The sequence below is a fragment of the Streptomyces sp. NPDC001339 genome (assembly GCF_042895955.1).
Lineage (GTDB): Bacteria > Actinomycetota > Actinomycetes > Streptomycetales > Streptomycetaceae > Streptomyces.
The window spans coordinates 228,872-248,172 of sequence record NZ_JBIAWT010000006.1; the positions used below are offsets into that span (position 1 = coordinate 228,872).

The following is a 19,301-nucleotide window of genomic DNA, read 5'->3' on the forward strand; positions in this document are numbered from 1 at the left end:
CCCCTCCCGGGGAGAGACTCTCTTCAGGCCGGTCACCTGGTGCGGCTCGACGCAGTTCGGACACTGCGCGGCGATCGGACACTGCGCGGCGATAGGGATGCCGGGAGTTTCACGACATCCAGCGGCCTCCCCACGTTGCGGTCATCCGGGCGAACTTCACGTCGCCCCCAGCCCAGGCGCCGCGCTCCCCCTGCGTATTTTGCGGAGAAGCGCGCCCGCTCACCCCCATGACCCGTGTGAGAGCCGGCACTTCATGCCTGTGCGGACCGGCCCGGCCGAACACAGGTAAACAGCCACCGAAAGGCAGTGAACGTGAACAGCAAGAAGATGGTGCAGGCCGCCATCGGAGTGGTGGGAAGTGTGATGCTGCTCTCCTCACCTCTCTCCGGCGTAGCAACAGCAGCTGAGGTAATCCCTCACCACCACTTCAGTGGAGCGAACAGCTCCTACGAGGAAATCAACTCCCAATACGCGATGCGATGGGCGAACGCCAAGGAAGCGGCGGACGGAACGCAGGAAGCCTTGGATGCCCTCAAGAACATCCCGGAGCTGTGGACGAGCAACCACGAAGCCGAGGGCCCTGGATGGGTGAAAAAGCTGAGGCAGAAGGTCGAGGACTTCGCCGATGTGGTGGCCGTACGCGCGGGGCGGACCAAGGAGCTGGCCGAGAAGGAAGGCACAGCAGAGGCCAAGGCGCAGGCCGAGCGGGCAGCCAAAGCAGAGGCGGAAGCCACGGCATTCACCGAGGCGATAGTCAAGGATCCGGAAAAAGCGGTTTCGTCAGTGGGACCGTCGGTACTGGAGGAGTTGGAGAAGGAAGCCAAGCGGGCAGCCGACTGGGCGGCGAGCAACACGGCAGAGGCCAAGGCGCAAGCCGAGGTGGCAGCCAAGCACGCGGAAGCGGCCCGGAAGGCAGCCGAGGAATCGACCCAGAAGACAGGCGCAGCGTGGACCCAGGCCAATGACGCGGCCCTGAAGGCGGTCAAGGACGCGGAGACGGCCAAGGCGGCAGCCGCGAAGGCGGCCGCCACCGCGGATGCCGCCGAATCGTCCCTCGTGTGGCCGGAGTCTCGAGTGCAGCATCTGGATTCGTTCGGGGGGCCTCGAAAGGAGGGGGTGCTGAAGGAGATCAAGGAGTTGCGCGAGAAGGCACGAAAGGAAGCGGCGGAAGCCAAGGCCCAGGCCGAGAAGGCAGCCACTGCGGCGGATACGGCGGCCAAGATGGTGCACGAGGCTTCGCGGCCGGCCGTTGCCGGAGCGAGGAAGGAAAACAACCCTCCGTCGCGGGGAAGCGGCTGGCGAGAAGACTGTAAGTCTGCCGGTTCAGGCCGGTGCTCCGACAGCGATTGGGGGCCGGTCGGGAGCCGATTCCGCTGGAGCGAGCTGACCAGCGCACACACCGGCAACAAGCATGCCCTCTATTACAGCACCGGTAACGTGCGAGAGATCGACAATTCTGCAACCGACGCAGAAAACTACATCATTGCTTACGCCGCGTCGAACAGGAAGGACGAACCCGAGAATCTGGAAAAGGCTGTCTCCACCATGGTGGCCTTTCATCTCAATCCTGACGCCGTTGGCGGCTACTGGGCAAAGGCCTTCGATAGCGGGTTCGCGAAGAGCGCGGAGACTCTGACGGCGAAACTCGTCGATTCCAAGACAGGAATCTTCGGGTCTCCCAGCGCTCAAGCTGAACTGTCGAAAAAGGTGCAGGACCTGATCTATCCTCCGCTCAAGAAGGCATACGACGCCGCATGGAAGGCCAGGACATCCGCGACCGGTTCGGGATCGTGCTCGGCTCTGGAAAGTACCGTCAGGGGGGCAGGGGGCGATCCGGCCGGCGGCCTCATCCCCCTGATCACGTACTGGATCCTCTGCCACCCGTAGTGAGGTAGTGAGATTGTCCATCGTCGGCATGTACCGCCCGCATCAGCGACTCATTCCGGCATGCGAACTCTTCTCACCTCGATAAACAATGACGGCCCGTCGGATTCTTCCGCCGGGCCGTCATAGCGCGGGAGTGCGTTGCGCGCATCCGCCTTCCAGATCACTGTCGGACAGCGGGGATGATGCTCGTCCCGTAGCCGTCGATGAGCTTCTCCCGGGCGTCGTGCATGGCGTACACCGCGAACTGGTCGACGCCCAGTGCCGCCAACTCCCTCAGCTTGTGGAGGTGTTGTTCTTCGGTGCCGATGACGCAGAAGCGGTCGACGATCTCGTCGGGTACGAAGGCGGTGTCAGGATTCCCGGCGCGGCCGTGATGAGCGTAGTCGTAGCCCTCGCGTTCCTTGATGTACGCCGTGAGGGCCTCGGGCACGGCGTCGGAGTGCTCCCCGTACTTGGTGACGAGGTCCGCGACGTGGTTGCCGACCATGCCGCCGAACCAGCGGCACTGCTCGCGCGCGTGCGCGAGCGCGGCGGGCGAGGTGTCGTCGGTGAGGTAGGCGGGTGCGGCCACGCAGATCGTCACCGACGACGGGTCGCGGCCCGCGGCGACCGCCGCGTCGCGTACCGCCTTCACCATCCACTCGGTCAGATACGGGTCGGCCAGCTGGAGGATGAAGCCGTCGGCCAGCTGCCCGGCCAGGGCCAGCGCCTTCGGGCCGTACGCCCCCATCCAGACCGGAAGGCGCCCGTCCCGCACCCAGGGGATCCGCAGCCTCCGCCCGTCCACCTCGGCCTCGCGGCCCTCGGCCAGATCACGGATGACCTGGATCGACTCCGCCAGCGTGGCCAGTGTGTTCGGCTTGCGCCCGGCGACCCGCATCGCCGAGTCACCGCGCCCGATACCGCACACCGTGCGGTTGCCGAACATGTCGTTGAGGGTGGCGAACGTGGACGCCGTCACTTCCCAGGTGCGCGTCCCCGGGTTCGTCACCATCGGCCCGACGATCAAGTCGGTCGTGTGCTCCAGGATCTGACTGTAGATTACGAAGGGCTCCTGCCAGAGCACCGTCGAGTCGAAGGTCCAACCGTAGCGAAAGCCGTTGCGCTCCGCGCGCCGCATCAGGTCGACGACCCCCGACGCGGGCGGATCGGTCTGCAGGACGAGTCCGAATTCCACGGTGGGCCTCCTCTATTTCACGTACTGGCAGGTGCCGCGCGGGGTGTACATGCCGTGGCCCGCACGTCCGGCGAACTCGCCGTGGTCGATGACGAGTTCGCCGCGCGACAGGACGGTCTCCACGCGCCCCGTGACCCGCTTGCCCTCGTAGGCCGAGTAGTCGACGTTCATGTGGTGCGTCGCCGCCGAGATGACCTGCTCGGCGGCCGGGTCGTAGATGACCACGTCCGCATCCGCGCCCGGCGCGATCGTGCCCTTCTTCCCGTACAGCCCGAACATCCGGGCCGGGTCGGCGCAGGCGATCTCGATCCAGCGGCGGCGGCTGATGTGCCCGTCCAGGACCGCCTGGTGGAGCAGGTCCATGCGGTTCTCCACCCCGGGCAGGCCATTGGGGATCTTGGAGAAGTCGTCGCGGCCCAGCTCCTTCTGGCCCGCGAAGCAGAACGGGCAGTGGTCGGTGGAGACCACCTGGAGGTCGTCGGTGCGCAGGGCCCGCCACAGCGCCGCCTGGTGCGCGCGCGGCCGCAACGGCGTACTGCACACATACTTCGCGCCCTCGAAGCCGGGCTCCGCCAGGTTGTCCGTGGACAGGAACAGGTACTGCGGACAGGTCTCCCCGAACACCGGCAGCCCCTGATCCCTGGCCGCCGTCAGCTCCGCGACGGCCTCCTCCGCCGACACATGCACCACATACAGCGGCGCGCCCGCCACCCGCGCCAGCTGGATCACCCGGTGCGTCGCCTCCGCCTCCAGCAGCGCCCTGCGCACCTCGCCGTGGTACCGCGGCTCCGTTTCGCCGCGCTCCAGCGCCTGCCGCACCAGCACATCGATCGCGATGCCGTTCTCCGCGTGCATCATGACCAGCCCGCCGTTGTCCGCGGACTGCTGCATCGCCCGCAGGATCTGCCCGTCGTCGCTGTAGAAGACCCCCGGATACGCGGTGAAGAGCTTGAACGAGGTCACCCCTTCGCTCACGAGCCCGTCCATCTCCCGCAGCGAGGACTCGTTCACGTCGGAGAGAATCATGTGGAAGCCGTAGTCGATCGCGCACCGGGCATCCGCCTTCGCGTGCCAGATGTCCAGCCCCTCCCGCAGGGACTTGCCGGCCGGCTGGATCGCGAAGTCGATGATCGTGGTGGTGCCGCCCCACGCCGCCGCGCGCGTCCCCGTCTCGAAGGTGTCCGAGGCGAGGGTCCCGCCGAACGGCATTTCCATGTGGGTGTGGGCGTCGACGCCGCCCGGAATCACGTACTTGCCCGAAGCGTCGATGACGCGCTCGGCGGTCCACTCCTGCGTTCCCGTGGAGGCAAGAGCCACGATGCGGCTGTCCTCGATCAGTACATCCGCGTGGATCTCTTCAGCGGCGGTGATCACCAGACCGCCCCGGACGACCGTACGGCTCACCATCCCAGCTCCCTTCCTGCCCCGCCTGATGCCACGTCACGGCTGGTCTACACCCGTAGATTTCCGGTCGAGAAGGAGACACCGTAGAAGCATGTCACCCCTTGCGGCAATACCGTGACGATGAATCAGCAAGGACGCCGGTGTCGACCGGGCGATCAGCCGGGCGGTTCAACGGCGGCCCGGCCGACGGGTGCGGGGGCGCGGGAGAAGGGTGCGAGGGTGGTGCGATGGGCAGATATCCGCCGATGCGGCGGGTAATCCCCGTCGGTGACGCAACCTCATGACAGAGGGCGCAGAAAGGCGGCAGGTCATGGAACAACGCACACCGTGGGAGTTCTCCGACGACCGGGGCCGCCTGGTAGTGGCCGGGAATCGACCGTCCCGGATCGTCGCCTACATACAGGCGGGGGCGACCCTGTGGGACCACGGGATACGGCCCGTGGGGCTCTTCGGGTCCGAACACGACAACGCCGCCCCCGACCCGGCCAAGAGCGGTGAGCTGCCGCTCGCGGAGATCGCCTACCTGGGCGCGGGCGCCGCGCTGCACCCCGACGCCCTGCTGGAGACCGAGCCGGACCTCGTGGTGGCGGTGACCTATGACGGCGAGCAGGTCTACGGGCTGGAGCCGAAGACCGCGCGCGAACTGGAGATACATGTCCCGGTCGCCACCATCGCGGTGGGCCCCGGCCGCAGCCTGGCCGGGATCCGCGAGCGATTCGCGTCCCTGGCCGGATCACTGGGCCAGGGTGAACCCCTCGCCCTGGCCCGCGAGTTGGACGCCGCGGAGGACGCGTTGCGGGACGCCACCGGCAACGCCGTACGGCCCCGGGCCCGGGTGCTGGCCCTCTCGCCCGCCGGTCCGGAACGGGTGCATCTGGCCCGGCCCAGCTCCTGGCCCGATCTGCGGGCGCTGTCCGAACACGGTGTCGGCCTGCTGGAACCGGCCGCCGGAGCCGGGGTGAACTGGTCCACGGTCGGCTGGGCGGAGGCCGCGGAGCTGGCCCCGGACATCGTACTGAGGGACGTACGGGCCAATGCGGAGCGCCTTGAGGCGCCAAGGGCCGACGTGAGCTGGCGGGCCGTCGAGGCCCGCGCCCAGGTTCTTCCGTGGAACCCGGAGGCGCCTTGCAGCAAGCGGGCGCATGCGCGCCTCTTCAGGGACGTGGCGGATGCGCTTGCCGCTGCGCTTGGTTGACTTCCCACGTTGTCGGCCGTCCCGCCGTGCGTGTTCTCGCCGTTGCGCCTGCGGCGGGCGTGGGTGTGTCGGGTGCGGGTCCGCTCCTCCGGACTTCGTCCTGCGGAGCGGCCCCTCCCGGGAGTGGGAGAAAAAACGGTGAGTGGGGGTGTACGCGAGTGGTCCACTGCGCGCGCATACGGGATGACGTACACCCCCACCGGTCTCTTTCCACCCACCCACGGGAGGGGGCGCACCGCAGAACGAAGTTCGGAGGGGCGCACCCGTGACGTACAGCCCCGCGCAGCGGCAACGGCCCGCCGCCAGGCGCCACGGCGGGAAAGCCAAAAACGTGGGAGGTCAGGCAAGCGCAGCGGAAGGGCCAAGGGCAGCGGAAAGCGCGGCGGACAAGATATCCGCCCCCTCCTCCGCCTCCCCCACCGTCAGCGTCATCGGCGGCGCGATGCGCAGGGAGGCGCCGGACCGGCCGCCCTTGCCGACCAGGAGGCCGCGTTCGCGGGCGGCCTCCACGACCAGGGTGGCGGTCTCCGGGGCGGGTACATCGGTTCCGGGCCGGACCAGTTCGACCCCGATCATCAGTCCGCGGCCGCGGACCTCGCGTACCGCGTCGAGGCCGGCCGCGACCGCCCGCAGCCGCTCGATGAGCAGTCCGCCGACCCGTCGGGCGTTGCCCTGAAGGTCGTGTTCGAGGAGGTAGTTGAGGTTGGCGAGGCCCGCGGCCATGGTGACCGGGCTGCCGCCGAACGTGGAGATGGAGTTCGCGGTGAGCGAGTTCATGACCTCGGCGCGGGCCACCACCCCGCCGATGGACATGCCGTTGCCGATGCCCTTCGCGAACGTGAGCAGATCCGGCGGGCCGTTGTCGGCGTGCGCCTGCCAGCCCCAGAAGTGGTCGCCGGTGCGGCCCCAGCCGGTCTGTACCTCGTCGCTGATCCAGAGGATGCCGTGCCGGGTGAGGACGTCACGGAACGCGGCGTAGAGGCCGTCCGGCGGCACGGTGACGCCGCCGACGCCCTGGATCGGCTCGGCGATCAGCGCGGCGACCCCGCCCGCGGTCTGCTGGAGCATGTCCTCCAGGTCGGCGACGCAGGCCGCGATGTAGTCGCGGTCGTTCAGCGCCGCGTACGGGCCGCGGGTGCGTACGCCGCCGTGGACGTAGAGCGTCTGGAGGGGGGAGAAGCTGGTGGGTGACCAGCTCTGGTTGCCGGTGACGGCGATGGCGGGGAAGGACCGGCCGTGGTAGCTGTTGCGCATCGCCAGGATCTGGTTGGAGCGGCGGTAGGTGGTGGCCAGCAGGAGGGCGGCGTCGTTGGCCTCGGTGCCGGACGTGGTGAAGAAGACCCGGGCGTCAGGGATGCCGGAGAGCGCGGCGACGCGTTCCGCCAACTCGACCATGGGGCGGGAGAGGTAGAGGGTCGAGGTGTGGATGATCCGGGCCGCCTGCTTGCTGATCGCCCTGGTGACCTCGGGCAGCGCGTGCGCCGTCATGGTGGTGAGGATGCCGCCGAAGAAGTCGAGGTAGCGGTTGCCCTCGGAGTCCCAGACGTACCGGCCCTCGCCATGGGTGAGTTCGATCGGGCGGTCGTAGTAGAGGGTGAGCCAGGAGGGGAGGACCGCCTGATGGCGGGCGTGCAGGCCGGTTCTGTCGGGGGCGGCGGGGGTCATGGCCGCACCAGCCCTTCGTACGCGTCGGGGCGGCGGTCGCGGTAGAACGCCCACTGCCGGCGGACCTGGTCGATCAGCCCGAAATCCAGGTCGCGGACGACCAGTTCCTCCTTGGAGTCGCCGGCGACCTCACCGACGAACTGGCCGCGTGGGTCGACGAAGTAGCTGGTGCCGTAGAAGTCGTTGTCGCCGTACTCCTCTACGCCGACCCGGTTGATCGCGGCGATGAAGTACTCATTGGCGACGGCCGCCGCGGGCTGCTCCAGTTTCCACAGGTAGGCGGAGAGGCCGCGGGAGGTGGCGGAGGGGTTGTAGACGAGCTGGGCGCCGTTGAGGCCCAACTGCCGCCACCCTTCGGGGAAGTGACGGTCGTAGCAGATGTAGACGCCGATCTTGCCGACGGCGGTGTCGAAGACCGGCCAGCCGGCGTTCCCCGGCTTGAAGTAGTACTTCTCCCAGAACCCCTTGACCTGCGGGATGTGGTGCTTGCGGTACTTGCCGAGGACCGTGCCGTCGGCGTCGATGACGGCCGCGGTGTTGTAGTAGAACCCGGACTGCTCGATCTCGAAGACCGGGACGACGATGACCATGCCGGTCTCGCGGGCGAGGTCCTGCATACGCCGTACGGTCGGGCCGTCGGGTACCGGTTCGGCCCAGCGGTAGTGCTCCGGCTCCTGGACCTGGCAGAAGTACGGGGCGTTGAAGACCTCCTGGAAGCCGATCACCTTCGCGCCCTGCGCGGCCGCCGCCCTGGCGTACTCCTCATGCTTCGCGATCATCGATTCGGTGTCGCCGGTCCAGGTGGCCTGGACCAGTGCGGCACGCACAACATCGGCCATGAGCTGCTCCTTTGTCGACGCGTCAGCCTGCGGCCACACGAGGCCACGACGCTGGTCGCGGCGCGGTCTACGCGTGTGGAGGTGACCGTAAGCCGCGTCACGGACCGTGGCAAGACCATCTCCACCGTGGCGCGCCCGCGGGAGGGCGGGGCGGAATCAGGGATGGGGGCATGGGTGGAATCGGGGAGGAGGACGGGGACGGGATCGGGAATCTCGACAGGGAAACTTGCAAGTTTTCCTGCTGGGATCCTAGACTGGAGACATGCCGGACAGGAATCAGGAACGCCTGGCGACGGAGCTCAGCGCGACCGTCGCACAGCTGATGCGCCATCTGCGTGCCGCCTCCCCGGAGGGAGAGCTCACCCCGAGCCAGCGCTCGGTGGCCGGCCGGATCGCCCACGACGGCCCGGCCACCATCGCCGCTCTGGCCCGCGCCGAGCTGGTGCGCCCGCAGTCCATGCGGCTGACCGTCGGCGCGCTGGAGGAGCGCGGGATCCTCGCCCGCAGCCCGCATCCGACGGACGGCCGCCAGGTGGTCTTCTCCCTCACCGATGAGGGCCGCCGGATGATCGACCGGCTGCGGCAGGCCAAGCGGAACTGGCTCGCGGTGGCCATCGCCGACCGGCTCACCCCGGAGGAACAGCAGACCCTGACGGCCGCCACCGGGCTGATCCAGCGACTGGTGCAGGAGCGGAGCGAGGTGTCGGCATGACAGACCCGTCAGCCGGGCGGCGGCCGGCACCGTTACCGTCGGACGCCCGGCCGGACCATCGCGGTGAACTCGCCGGCACCGGCCGCGCCTTCGGCGCCCGGCTGATGACACCGCTGCTGCTCGGCTCGCTGCTCAACCCCCTCAACTCCACGATGATCGCCACCGCTCTGGTGGCCATCGGCCAGGACTTCCGCACCGGTGCCGCGGACACCGCCTGGCTGATCTCCGTGATGTACCTCTCCAGTGCGGTGGGCCAGCCCATGATGGGGCGGCTCGCCGACCGCATCGGCCCGCGCCGGGTCTTCGCCGCCGGCGCACTCAGCGTCTGCGCCGCGGGCCTGATCGGCGCGCTGGCACCGACCTTCACCCTGCTGATCGTCTCCCGGATCGTCCTCGGTCTCGGCACCTCGGCCGCCTACCCCGCGGCGATGGCGCTGCTGCGCGCCGAGTCCCGGAGGGTGGGACGCCCCACCCCGCGCCGGATCCTCGGACGGCTCTCGCTGGCCGCCCTGGGCAGCGCCGCCGTCGGCCCCGCCCTCGGCGGGCTGCTGACCGCGGCCGCGGGCTGGCGGGCGGTGTTCGCGATCAATGTCCCGCTGGCGCTGCTCGCGCTGGCCGGCGCGCTCGCCTGGCTCCCGGCCGACCGCGGCGCGCGGGCCGGGCACGCCGGAACCCCGCCTCTTTCCGGTGCCACCCACGCACCCGGGACCGCGCCCGCTGCCGGTTCTCTCGACCCTCTGGGTATCGGCCTCTTCGCCGGGGCGCTGACCTGCGCGATGTTCTTCCTGCTGCGGCTGGAGGACCCCCAGTGGCCGCTGCTGGCACCCACCGGCGTGCTCACCGCCGTCCTGGTCCGGTGGCAGCTGCGCCATCCCGCTCCGTTCCTCGACCTGCGGATGCTGGCCCGTAACGGCGCGCTGGTCCGCACCTACCTCCGGCAGGGGCTGACGTACCTGGTCATCTACTGCGTGCTCTACGGCTTCAGCCAGTGGCTGGAGGAGGCACACGGCTACTCGCCGTTCCATGCCGGCCTGGTCATGCTGCCGATGTCCGGCGCGGCCGCCCTCTGCTCGATCGCCGGCGCCCGGACGCGGGGCATCCGCGCCCCGCTGACCGTCGCCGCGGCCTGTCTCACCGCCGGCAGTGCGGTCTTCCTCCTGCTGCGGGGCGGCAGCCCGCTGCCGGTGCTGCTGTGCGCCGGCGCGCTCGTCGGCATCCCGCAGGGCCTGGCCTCCACCGGCAATCAGGCCGCCGTGTACGCCCAGGCCCCGGCGGACGGCGTCGGCGCGGCCGCCGGGCTGCAGCGCACCGCCCAGTACCTCGGCGCGATCGTCGCCTCCAGCCTCATCGGCCTGCTGTACGGGCAGCGCGCCGCGGACCCCGGGCTGCATCAGATCGCCGCCATCGGCGTCGTCCTGGGCGTGCTGCTGCTCGTTCTGACCCTCACCGACCGCACGTTGCGCGCCCATCAGGAGCCGTAGCCGTAACCCGACCCCGTCCACCCCACGACTCACGACTCACGACTCACGACTCACGACTCACGACTCACCCAAGGAGTGCCTCATGCCCGCCACCACCCTCGACCCCACCACCGCCCTGGTCCTGATCGACCTTCAGAAGGGGATCGCCGCCCTGCCCACCGCTCCGCTGCCCTCCGCCGAGGTCATCGAGCGCGGCGCCCGGCTGGCCGCGGCGTTCCGTGCGCGCGCACTGCCCGTCGTCCTGGTGAATGTCACCGGCGTCGCTCCCGGCCGTACCGAGGCCCCGCTACGGGGCGACACCCCGCCCGCGGACTGGGCGGAGCTGGTGCCCGAACTCGACCGGCAGCCCGGCGACATCGTCGTCACCAAGCAGCACTGGGGCGCCTTCCACGGCACGAACCTGGATCTGGAGCTGCGCCGCCGGGGCGTCACCCAGATCGTCCTCGGCGGTATCGCCACCAGCTTCGGCGTGGAGTCCACCGCCCGTGCGGCACACGAGCACGGCTACCACGTGACCCTCGCCACCGACGCCATGACGGACCTGGACGAGACGTCCCACCGCAACAGCCTGGAGAAGATCTTCCCGCGGCTGGGCGAGACCGACACGACCGAGGCGATCCTCAGCCTCCTCGCCTGACTCCAGTCCCGTTCTCCCCGTTCTCCCGGTTCTCCCCGTTCTCCCCGTTCGCCGCCGCCGGACGGCCGGCCGGCCGTCGCTCATGCCAGCGCAGATCGTCCTGCAACTGGGCGGCGAGCGAGATCAGCCGGGGCTCCGCATGGGCCGGGCCGAGGAGCTGGGCGCCCAGCGGCAGGCCGTCACCGCTGAAGCCGGCGGGTACGCTCACGCCCGGCCAGCCGAGGACGTTCCACGGCCAGGCGTACGGGCACGCGGCGATCATGGCGCGGTCCGTACGCCAGCCGTTGAGCTTGGCGAGCGTGCCGATACGCGGCGGCGGGGTGGCGGTGGTCGGCGTCAGCAGTACGTCGTAGGAGCCGAACAGGGCGCCGATCCGCTGCTGTTGGCGTCTCTCGGCGACGCGGGCCCGGCGCAGTAAGGGCCCACCGAGCAGCCGTCCCATCCGCGCCGCCCCCCGGGTGCGGGGGTCCAGGAGGGACGCGTCGGGGACCCGGGCGGCCCACTCCCCCACCCCGGCCGTGGCGCGCGGTACGAAGGCCAGCCCGACCAGCCCGTAGTCCGGCTCCGCCTCCTCGACGAAGTGGCCGAGCCGGACCAGGGTGCGGGCCACCCCGGTGACCGCGGCCCGTACGTCCGGGTGCAGCGGCTTGCGGGTGAAGGTGACGGGCGGCCTCCAGGAGAGCGCGATCCGCAGCCGCCCCGGGTCGCGGCCGGCCGCCTCACGGGCCGAGATGGCCGGTGGCCGGTGCAGATCGCCCGCGTGGTTGCCGCTCGCCACGTCCAGCAGCAGCGCCGCGTCCTCGACCGTCCGGGCCAGCGGTCCGATGCCGGTGATCCCCTGGAAGGCCTCGGGGTCCGGCCAGGTGGAAATCCGGCCGCGCTGGGGTTTGATGCCGACGAGATGGGACCACGCGGCGGGGATCCGGACCGAGCCGGCGCCGTCGGTGCCGAGCGCGGCCGGTACCAGTCCGGCGGCGACCGCGGCGGCCGAACCACCCGACGAGCCACCGGGGGTGTGGGCGAGGTTCCAGGGGTTGCAGGTGTTGCCGAAGGCCGGGCCCTCGGTGAACGGCCACTGGCCCAGCTCGCAGGCGTTGGTCTTGCCGACGATGATCGCGCCGGCCGCCCTCAGCCGCCGGACGACCTCGGCGTCGCGCTCCTTGGGCGGGAAGTCGCCGGCGCAGCCGAACGCGGTGGGCTCGCCCGCCACATCGGTGTCGTCCTTGACCGCGACCGGCACCCCCAGCAGGGGCAGCCGCTCGCCGGCGGCCAGTCTGCGGTCTGCCTCGGCGGCTTCCGCCGACGCGGCCTCGGCCCGTACCCGCCGGAAGGCGTTGACGGTCTGCTGGGTGGCCTCGATGCGCTCCAGCGACCGCCGGACCAGCTCGGCCGAGGTCACCCGCCCCTCGGCCAGTGCCCGGGCCTGCTCGGCGAGGCCCTCCCACTCCCCGGTCACGGCGCCGGTCTGCCGGGCCGGGTCCCCGGCCACGCTCTCCTGGCTCTCGTCAACGCTCACGCTGCGTGCCCTCCCTGGGACCGCCATTCGAACGAACGGTCCCAGGAGGCTAATCGGCGCCGCCGCGACCATCAACGACGCCGCGCTGAGCGGTACATCGACGACACACGGACGGCACACAGCGGTCCGGGGCGTACCGGAAGTGTGACGTCCGGGGCCTCGACCGGGGGACGTTACGGCCGAGGCCCAGGCCAAAGGTCGTCACGACCGGTGAACGACCATCGCCGATCCGCCGCCGCGCCGTACCTTCTCGGCGGCGGCCAGCCAGCGGCCGTCCGGGAGCCGTTGGACGCCGGTCGCCGCGCCGATCTCCGGATTTGGCTTGAAGACGTGTCCGAGCGCTTCCAGTTGCCGTCGGACGGGGCTGTTCCACAACCCGGGTTCGAGCTCGGTGGCGGCCGCGTTGCGCTGGCTGGCGCGGGGCGCGGCAATCGCGTCGACCAGCGGCAGGCCGCGGTCCAGGTGATTGACCAGGGTCTGCAGCACGGTGGTGATGATCGTCGCGCCGCCGGGCGAGCCGAGCGCCAGCACCGGCTCGCCGTGCCGGAGCACGATCGTCGGCGAGATCGACGAGCGCGGCCGCTTGCCCGGCCCCGGCAGATTCGGGTCATGCACGGCCGGGTTGGCCGGTGCGAACGAGAAGTCCGTCAGCTCGTTGTTGAGCAGGAACCCCCGGCCCGGGACGGTGATGCCGCTGCCTCCCGTCTGCTCGATGGTCAGGGTGTAGGAGACGATATTGCCCCACTTGTCGGCGGCGGTCAGATGGGTGGTGTTCTCCCCCTCGTACGTCGTCGGGGCGGCCGGACGGGCACCCGCACAGCGAGCGGGGTGCGACGGATCACCGGCCGCGAGCGGGCTGGCCAGCGCCTTTCCGTCATTGATCAGGCACTCCCGGGAGGCGGCGAACCGCTTCGACGTGAGGCCCTTCACCGGTACGTCCTCGAAGGCCGGGTCGCCGACCCAGCGGCCGCGGTCGGCGAACGCGATCCGGCTGGCCTCGATATAACGGTGCAGGAACCGCTTCTCGCTCAGCTCGCCCAGGCGGCTCTTCTCCAGGATGTTGAGCGCCTCGGCGACGCTGGTGCCGCCGGAGGCGGAAGGCCCGATGCCGTAGACGTCGAGGCCCCGGTAGGTGGTGTGGGTGGGCGCGTGGTTGCGGACCTCGTAGGACCGCAGATCCCGCGCGGTCAGGTCGCCGGGCCGCACCGTGCGGGTGGATCCGGCGCGCACCGGCGGCTTGTTGACCGTATGCACGACCTCCCGGCTCAGCCGGCCCGTGTAGAGCTCGCCGACGCCCTTCCTGCCCAACTCCTCGTACGTACGCGCCAGATCGGGGTTCTTCATCGTCGAGCCGACGACCGGCAGCTTGCCGCCGGGCAGGAAGAGCCGGGCGCTCGCCGGGAAGTCCCGGAACCGTGCTTCGTTGTCGGCGGTCTGCTTGCGGAACGTCTCGTCGACGGTGAAACCGCGCGAGGCGATCCGCTCGGCCGGGCGCAGCACCTGGCCGAGTGACCTGCTGCCCCACCTCTTCAGGGCGGTGTCCCAGGTGGCGGGGGTACCCGGAGTGCCGACGCTCAGCCCGCTGGTGACCGCCTCGTCGAACGGGATCGCTTTGCCGTGGTCCAGGAAGAGGTCCTTGCCCGCCGAGCGCGGGGCCGTCTCCCGGCCGTCGAGCGTGCGTATCGTCCTGGCCTTCGCGTCGTAGTAGACGAGGTAGCCGCCGCCTCCGATGCCCGCGGAGTACGGCTCGGTGACGCCCAGGGCGGCGGCGGTGGCGACGGCCGCGTCCACGGCGTTGCCGCCCTTCTTGAGCACCTCGATCCCCGCGGCCGAGGCGTCCGGGTCGACGCTGGCGACCGCTCCGCCGTAGCCGACGGCGACCGGCGTCTTCTGCACTGGGGTCTTCTGCGGAGTGGCCACGGACGGTGGCGCGGTGGACTGGGCGGCGGCCGGGACAGCCGCCAGGGAGCCGGTCAGCGCGGCGGCCGCTCCCAGGATGGTGAGACGTCGGGCTCTGGTCATCTGTAGGTCCGGCCCCCCGTGAGTTGGGTGCTTGAGTCCTCGCTTCTGCCGCCGTAGATGCTGCCGGACTCTTCCCGCCATGACCAGACTCCGTCGCGGCAGAGGCGTACCGGGAACCACGTACGCGCGCCCCCACCGGCCCCTTCCTCCCCCTCACGGGAGGGGCCGCTCCGCAGGACGAAGTCCGGAGGAGCAGACCCGCACCCGGCAAAACCACGCCCGCCGCAGGCGTTATGGCGAGAAACCCCGGCGGCGGGACGGCCGAAAACATGGGACGCACCGCCAACGGCGTAACGGCACGCCGCAACACGGCGCCGCACCCGCCAACGTGGGAAGCCAGCCAGGCACAGCGGACCGCCGGAGGAGCAGTGGCGACGGAATCGGACAAGCGGACGACCACCAGGCGGAGGCTTCTGCAGGCGGTGGTCGGGCTCGGCGCGCTCGGTGCCGGCCGTGCGCTGTTCGGAGTCGGCGACAGCGGCGGACCGGAGCCGCAGGCCGTACCGGAGCCGCAGGCCCGGCCACGCCCGCCGGAGCCGCCCGCGGCGGCGTACCGGCTGCGCCCCATGGCCGGTGAAACCTCCCGTTCCGGCCCCGGTGCCGCGGCACCGCACGCGGACATCGCCTACACCCTCAGCGCCGGCCGCCGGGAGGTCTTCCTGACCTTCGACGACGGCCCTCATCCCCGCTACACCCCGCAGATCCTGCGGATCCTGCGCCGTCACCGCGTCCGGGCCACCTTCTTCGTCATCGGGGAGAACGCCGTCGGGTTTCCGGGGCTGCTGCGCGCCATCGCCGAGGACGGCCATGCCGTCGCCAACCACACCTGGAGCCACCCCCAGCTCACCGGGCTGCCGCCGGACGACGTACGCAGCGAGCTGGGCCGTACCAGCGCTCTGATCGACGACGTCCTCGGCGCCGCGCCCAACCTGGCCCGGGCCCCGTACGGCGCCTGGGACGACCTCTCGCTGAGCATCTGCAACGAGCTGGGGATGTCGCCGGTCGGCTGGGCGACCGACTCACTGGACTGGACCCTTCCGGGCGCGGAGAACATCGCGGACGCGGTGCTGGCGGGGATCCGCCCCGGCGGCATCGTGCTCGCGCATGACGGGGGCGGGCCTCGCCGGCAGACCGTCGAGGCGCTGCGCTGGTATCTGCCGCGACTGCTGGACGATGGCTACCGGCCGGTGCCCATCGAGCCGTGACGGAGCCGACGGGAAGCCGGCGGCGAACCGGGGACACCAGGTGCCCACGCGACGCGGACGTCCGTAGCAGGTGAGAACCGTCACGTCATGCCCCGAAATCCACCCTAATGTTTTACGGTTCAATTGCGCGCGGGCTTCCCCCCGTGCCCGCGCTGCCGCCCCGGCCGACTTCCCCCGTTCGGCCGGGGCCTCCTCGTTCCGGCCCACGGGTGCGCAGACGCCGGGGCGGCGGTACACAGACGCCGGGGCGGCGGTGCGCAGGTGCCGGGACGGCGCCGAGGACTGCCGATCTGCGGACGCCCACGCCTCGGCCGATCATCGAACCATGGCCCCGACCGCCGAGCACGGCTCGGCCCCGTACCCCGTGATCCGGCCGATGCTGGCCACGGTCGGCCCGCTGCCCGGCGCGGAGGAAGAGGCGGCATGGGCGTTCGAGGTCAAATGGGACGGGGCCCGCTGCATCGTCAACACACCCGGTGACGGCACGATCCGGTTGATCACCCGGGCCGGCAACGACGCGACCACGACCTACCCGGAGCTGGGACCGCTCGGTGCGCAGCTGCGTGGCCGGCCCGCGGTGCTCGACGGCGAGGTGGTGGTGCTGGACGCGCACGGGCGGCCGGACTTCGGGCTGCTGCAGCGCCGCATGGGTGTGGTCAATCCGCGCCGCACCGCCCGGCTGGCCATGGAGTACCCGGTGCACCTGGTGCTCTTCGACGTGATGTATCTGGGGGGATCGCTGCTCGGCACGCCGTACCGCGAGCGCCGGTCCGTCCTCTCCGAGCTGCGGCTGCGCGGCGCCAACTGGTCGGCCCCGGCCGCTGTGGAGGGTCATGCGCGGCAGGCGTGGGAGGCCTCGTTGCGGGGCGGGTTCGAAGGGGTGGTGGCGAAGCGGCTGGCCTCGGCGTACCTGCCCGGGGTCCGCTCGCCCGAGTGGCGCAAGACCAAGCATCTGCAGACCCTCGACGTGATCATCGGGGGCTGGACGGAGGGGCACGGCGGTCTCGCCGGTCTGCCCGGTTCCGTACTGGCGGGGGTGGCTGAGCCGGCCGGGCTCCGGTACGTCGGTGCGGTCGGCTCGGGCCTGTCCGACCGGGAACGCCACGAGCTGGCGCGGTACCTGGGAGTGATCCCGCTGGACCGCTCCCCGTTCGTCAACGCCGTGGATGTGACGGGGGCGCACTGGGCCGAGCCCCGGCTGGTGGCCGAAGTCGCGTTCACCGGCTGGACCTCGGCCGGCCGGCTGCGGCACCCGATCTGGCACCGGCTGCGGCCGGATCTGACGCAGCTGGGCTGACGCGGCAGGTACGGCAGGAGCGGAAGGAAAGGCAAGAGCGGAAAAAATCCGAAGAAGGCGGAAGAAAGCGGAAGGAATGGAGGAAGTCGCTGATGTCCGAGCCCGCGATGTCCGAACCGGCCAACGGCACCGTCCCGTGCGGCGGCACCGAGTACGGCAAGCGGCCTTTCCGGCGCGCCAGGGTCCACTTCACCGACCGCATCACGGCGGACGGCTGCGACGGCTGGCCGGTGGAGGCCGGCCGCTACCGGCTGGTGGCCAGTCGGGCCTGCCCCTGGGCGAGCCGCGCCGTGATCTCACGCCGGCTGCTCGGCCTGGAGGACGCGATCTCGCTGGCCATCCCGGACCCGATCCAGGACGACCGGAGCTGGCGCTTCACCCTGGACCCGGACGGACGCGATCCGGTCCTCGGCATCCGCTTCCTCAGCGAGGCCTACGACGCCCGCGAGCCGGACCACCCCGGCGGGGTCAGCGTCCCCGCCGTCGTCGACATCCCCAGCGGGCGGCTCGTCACCAACGACTTCCAGCAGATCACCCTGGACTTCGCGACGGAGTGGACGGCGCTGCACCGGCCCGGCGCGCCCGACCTCTGCCCGGAGCCGCTGCGCGAGGAGATGGACATCCTCATGGCCGGTGTCTACCGGGACGTCAACAACGGCGTGTACCGGGCCGGTTTCGCCACCGGGCAGAGCGAGTACGACGGTGCCTTCCGCGATCTGTTCCGGCGCCTGGGCCTGCTCTCCGAGCGGCTGTCCGGCCGGCGCTACCTGATGGGTGACACCCTCACCGAGGCCGACATCCGGCTGTTCACCACGCTGGTCCGCTTCGACGCCGTCTACCACGGGCTCTTCAAGTGCAACCTGTTCAAGCTGGCCGAGGACCCGGTGCTGTGGGCGTACGCCAGGGACCTCTTCCAGACGCCGGGCTTCGGCGACACCGTGGATTTCCACCACATCAAGCAGCACTACCACCGGGTGCTCACGGGCATCAACCCGACCGGCATCGTCCCCCTGGGGCCGGATCTGTCGGCCTGGCTCACCCCGCACCACCGTGAGGAGCTGGGCGGCCGGCCGTTCGGCGACGGCACACCGCCGGGCCCGGTGCCGGCGGCCGAGGAGGTCCCGCCCGGAGGCCGCGCCGAGCACCTCCGGCTCGGCTCGTGACCGGGCGGCGGGCCGTCGTGAGACCCTGAGAACGGAGAGGGACGAAAAGGGGCATACCCCCAGTGACTGCCCTCCCGACTCCCCCTCCTGACTCCACTGTTGGCTCCACTACGGCCACGTTGTGGCTGCACTGTGGCTGCACTGTTGGCTCCACGAGATCCAGATGGCTCCACGAGATCCAGACGAGGGGTGAGCCCGATGAGGATGGTCCTGAAGGCCCAGATACCGACCGAAGCGGGCAATGAGCTGATCAAGAACGGAACCCTGTCCAAGATCATGGAGGCGGCGCTCAGCGCCCTGAAACCGGAGGCCGCCTACTTCACCCTCGACCACGGTGACCGCACCTGCTTCTACTACTTCGATATGCAGCAGTCGTCGCAGATACCTCCGCTGATCGAATCGTTCTTCATGGACCTGCACGCGAAGGTCTCGCTCCAGCCGGTGATGAACGCGGACGAGCTGCGCACCGGGCTCAGCGATCTGATGAGCGGCACCTGAGCAGCAGCTGCGCGAAGTGCTGCGCGACGGGGTGCAGCAGCTCCCGGAAGCGGGTGCGGGATGATCGGGGTATGGAGAGTTCCGCATCGCGCCCGCAGCTGCCGACGACCGAGTCGGCCGTCACCGCCGTCCGTGCCGTCGCCGACGAGTACGGTCTCGACGTCACCGTCACCGACGACATCGGCGCGGACCGGGCTTCCCGCCGTACCTCCGCCGGGGTGGGCGCCGTCCTGGACCCGGACGGTTCGCTGCCGCACGAGGCGTTCGTGGAGGTGGGCGGGTCCCCGGCCGTGACGGTCCAGCTCTTCCCTGAGGACGATGCGAAGATCACCGTGGACGGGGTGGAGTTCGCCGACGTCCCGCGAGACGCGGTGCCGGCGTTTCTGCGTGCGGTGTACGGCGGGCTGGCGTACGTCAAGCCGCGGTTCTTCCCGCCGGGGCAGCAGTGGCTGGTCGTACCACTGCCCGGCGACGAGACGTACAAGGAGCTGGTTCTGCAGGGCCTCAGCCCGTGGATGGCGCGCCGCATACGCTGACCGGACAGGACAGGACAGGACCCGGACTGGACCGGACTGGACTGGACTGGACCGGGCCGCGACGGCA

16 protein-coding genes are annotated in these 19,301 nt (G+C 70.7%); 10 read left to right on the forward strand and 6 right to left on the reverse strand.

Annotation, left to right across the window (positions count from 1 at the left end):
• Window positions 1-312: 312 nt before the first annotated feature.
• A complete protein-coding gene (locus ACFY12_RS19240; protein WP_390716999.1) occupies window positions 313-1,887 on the forward strand; it encodes a hypothetical protein in 1,575 nt (524 codons plus the stop codon).
• Between the two features lie 160 nt (window positions 1,888-2,047).
• Here ACFY12_RS19240 and ACFY12_RS19245 read toward each other — a convergent pair whose 3' ends face one another.
• On the reverse strand, window positions 2,048-3,064 hold the full coding sequence (locus tag ACFY12_RS19245) for a TIGR03842 family LLM class F420-dependent oxidoreductase (protein WP_390717000.1): 1,017 nt from the start codon (window positions 3,062-3,064) through the stop codon (window positions 2,048-2,050).
• A gap of 12 nt (window positions 3,065-3,076) precedes the next feature.
• Entirely contained in the window at window positions 3,077-4,471 is a 1,395-nt protein-coding gene (gene hydA / locus ACFY12_RS19250; RefSeq protein ID WP_390717001.1) for a dihydropyrimidinase, read from the reverse strand.
• A 307-nt stretch (window positions 4,472-4,778) separates the two neighbouring features.
• Here hydA and ACFY12_RS19255 point away from each other — a divergent pair, with 307 nt between their 5' ends.
• On the forward strand, window positions 4,779-5,663 hold the full coding sequence (locus ACFY12_RS19255; RefSeq protein ID WP_390717002.1) for an ABC transporter substrate-binding protein: 885 nt from the start codon (window positions 4,779-4,781) through the stop codon (window positions 5,661-5,663).
• 339 nt (window positions 5,664-6,002) lie between these two features.
• Here the strand turns inward: ACFY12_RS19255 and ACFY12_RS19260 are convergent, their stop codons facing one another.
• Window positions 6,003-7,328 (reverse strand): aspartate aminotransferase family protein, encoded by a 1,326-nt coding sequence (locus tag ACFY12_RS19260; protein ID WP_390717003.1) that lies wholly within the window; start codon window positions 7,326-7,328, stop codon window positions 6,003-6,005.
• A complete protein-coding gene (locus tag ACFY12_RS19265; RefSeq protein ID WP_390717004.1) occupies window positions 7,325-8,167 on the reverse strand; it encodes a nitrilase-related carbon-nitrogen hydrolase in 843 nt (280 codons plus the stop codon). Before ACFY12_RS19265 ends, ACFY12_RS19260 begins: the two co-directional genes overlap by 4 nt.
• A gap of 262 nt (window positions 8,168-8,429) precedes the next feature.
• Here ACFY12_RS19265 and ACFY12_RS19270 point away from each other — a divergent pair, with 262 nt between their 5' ends.
• From ACFY12_RS19270 to ACFY12_RS19280, 3 genes are all read left to right on the forward strand, one after another.
• Window positions 8,430-8,879, forward strand: a complete 450-nt coding sequence (locus ACFY12_RS19270; protein WP_390717005.1) for a MarR family winged helix-turn-helix transcriptional regulator — start codon at window positions 8,430-8,432, stop codon at window positions 8,877-8,879.
• Complete coding sequence (locus ACFY12_RS19275) at window positions 8,876-10,360, forward strand: MFS transporter (protein ID WP_390717006.1); 1,485 nt, start codon at window positions 8,876-8,878, stop codon at window positions 10,358-10,360. The genes ACFY12_RS19270 and ACFY12_RS19275 overlap by 4 nt, the downstream gene beginning before the upstream one ends.
• Window positions 10,361-10,442: 82 nt before the next feature.
• Window positions 10,443-10,997 (forward strand): isochorismatase family protein, encoded by a 555-nt coding sequence (locus tag ACFY12_RS19280; RefSeq protein ID WP_390717007.1) that lies wholly within the window; start codon window positions 10,443-10,445, stop codon window positions 10,995-10,997.
• On the opposite strand, the gene ACFY12_RS19285 is transcribed toward ACFY12_RS19280, so the two are convergent.
• Window positions 10,981-12,513, reverse strand: a complete 1,533-nt coding sequence (locus tag ACFY12_RS19285; RefSeq protein WP_390717008.1) for an amidase — start codon at window positions 12,511-12,513, stop codon at window positions 10,981-10,983. The two genes, ACFY12_RS19280 and ACFY12_RS19285, sit on opposite strands and share 17 nt — an antisense overlap.
• Window positions 12,514-12,714: 201 nt before the next feature.
• The gene (gene ggt / locus ACFY12_RS19290; protein WP_390717009.1) at window positions 12,715-14,535 is read right to left on the reverse strand and encodes a gamma-glutamyltransferase; all 1,821 of its coding nucleotides are present in this window, start codon (window positions 14,533-14,535) and stop codon (window positions 12,715-12,717) included.
• Window positions 14,536-14,903: 368 nt separating this feature from the next.
• Between ggt and ACFY12_RS19295 the strand changes: the two genes are divergently transcribed.
• The 5 genes from ACFY12_RS19295 (at window position 14,904) to ACFY12_RS19315 (ending at window position 19,234) form a co-directional block, all read left to right on the forward strand.
• Entirely contained in the window at window positions 14,904-15,740 is an 837-nt protein-coding gene (locus ACFY12_RS19295; protein WP_390717010.1) for a polysaccharide deacetylase family protein, read from the forward strand.
• 325 nt (window positions 15,741-16,065) lie between these two features.
• Complete coding sequence (gene ligD, locus ACFY12_RS19300; protein WP_390717011.1) at window positions 16,066-17,037, forward strand: non-homologous end-joining DNA ligase; 972 nt, start codon at window positions 16,066-16,068, stop codon at window positions 17,035-17,037.
• 92 nt (window positions 17,038-17,129) lie between these two features.
• A complete protein-coding gene (locus ACFY12_RS19305; RefSeq protein ID WP_390717012.1) occupies window positions 17,130-18,200 on the forward strand; it encodes a glutathione S-transferase family protein in 1,071 nt (356 codons plus the stop codon).
• 198 nt (window positions 18,201-18,398) lie between these two features.
• Complete coding sequence (locus ACFY12_RS19310; protein ID WP_390717013.1) at window positions 18,399-18,698, forward strand: hypothetical protein; 300 nt, start codon at window positions 18,399-18,401, stop codon at window positions 18,696-18,698.
• Window positions 18,699-18,769: 71 nt separating this feature from the next.
• A complete protein-coding gene (locus ACFY12_RS19315; protein ID WP_390717014.1) occupies window positions 18,770-19,234 on the forward strand; it encodes a hypothetical protein in 465 nt (154 codons plus the stop codon).
• Window positions 19,235-19,301: the final 67 nt, after the last annotated feature.

Excerpts from the sequence above, each read along its gene's own strand:
- hydA (WP_390717001.1), bottom strand. The coding sequence starts at position 4,471 with ATGGTGAGCCGTACGGTCGTCCGGGGCGGTCTGGTGATCACCGCCGCT.
- ACFY12_RS19255 (WP_390717002.1), top strand. The coding sequence starts at position 4,779 with ATGGAACAACGCACACCGTGGGAGTTCTCCGACGACCGGGGCCGCCTG.
- ACFY12_RS19260 (WP_390717003.1), bottom strand. The coding sequence starts at position 7,328 with ATGACCCCCGCCGCCCCCGACAGAACCGGCCTGCACGCCCGCCATCAG.
- ACFY12_RS19265 (WP_390717004.1), bottom strand. The coding sequence starts at position 8,167 with ATGGCCGATGTTGTGCGTGCCGCACTGGTCCAGGCCACCTGGACCGGC.
- ACFY12_RS19270 (WP_390717005.1), top strand. The coding sequence starts at position 8,430 with ATGCCGGACAGGAATCAGGAACGCCTGGCGACGGAGCTCAGCGCGACC.
- ACFY12_RS19275 (WP_390717006.1), top strand. The coding sequence starts at position 8,876 with ATGACAGACCCGTCAGCCGGGCGGCGGCCGGCACCGTTACCGTCGGAC.
- ACFY12_RS19280 (WP_390717007.1), top strand. The coding sequence starts at position 10,443 with ATGCCCGCCACCACCCTCGACCCCACCACCGCCCTGGTCCTGATCGAC.
- ggt (WP_390717009.1), bottom strand. The coding sequence starts at position 14,535 with ATGACCAGAGCCCGACGTCTCACCATCCTGGGAGCGGCCGCCGCGCTG.
- ligD (WP_390717011.1), top strand. The coding sequence starts at position 16,066 with ATGGCCCCGACCGCCGAGCACGGCTCGGCCCCGTACCCCGTGATCCGG.
- ACFY12_RS19305 (WP_390717012.1), top strand. The coding sequence starts at position 17,130 with ATGTCCGAGCCCGCGATGTCCGAACCGGCCAACGGCACCGTCCCGTGC.
- ACFY12_RS19310 (WP_390717013.1), top strand. The coding sequence starts at position 18,399 with ATGAGGATGGTCCTGAAGGCCCAGATACCGACCGAAGCGGGCAATGAG.
- ACFY12_RS19315 (WP_390717014.1), top strand. The coding sequence starts at position 18,770 with ATGGAGAGTTCCGCATCGCGCCCGCAGCTGCCGACGACCGAGTCGGCC.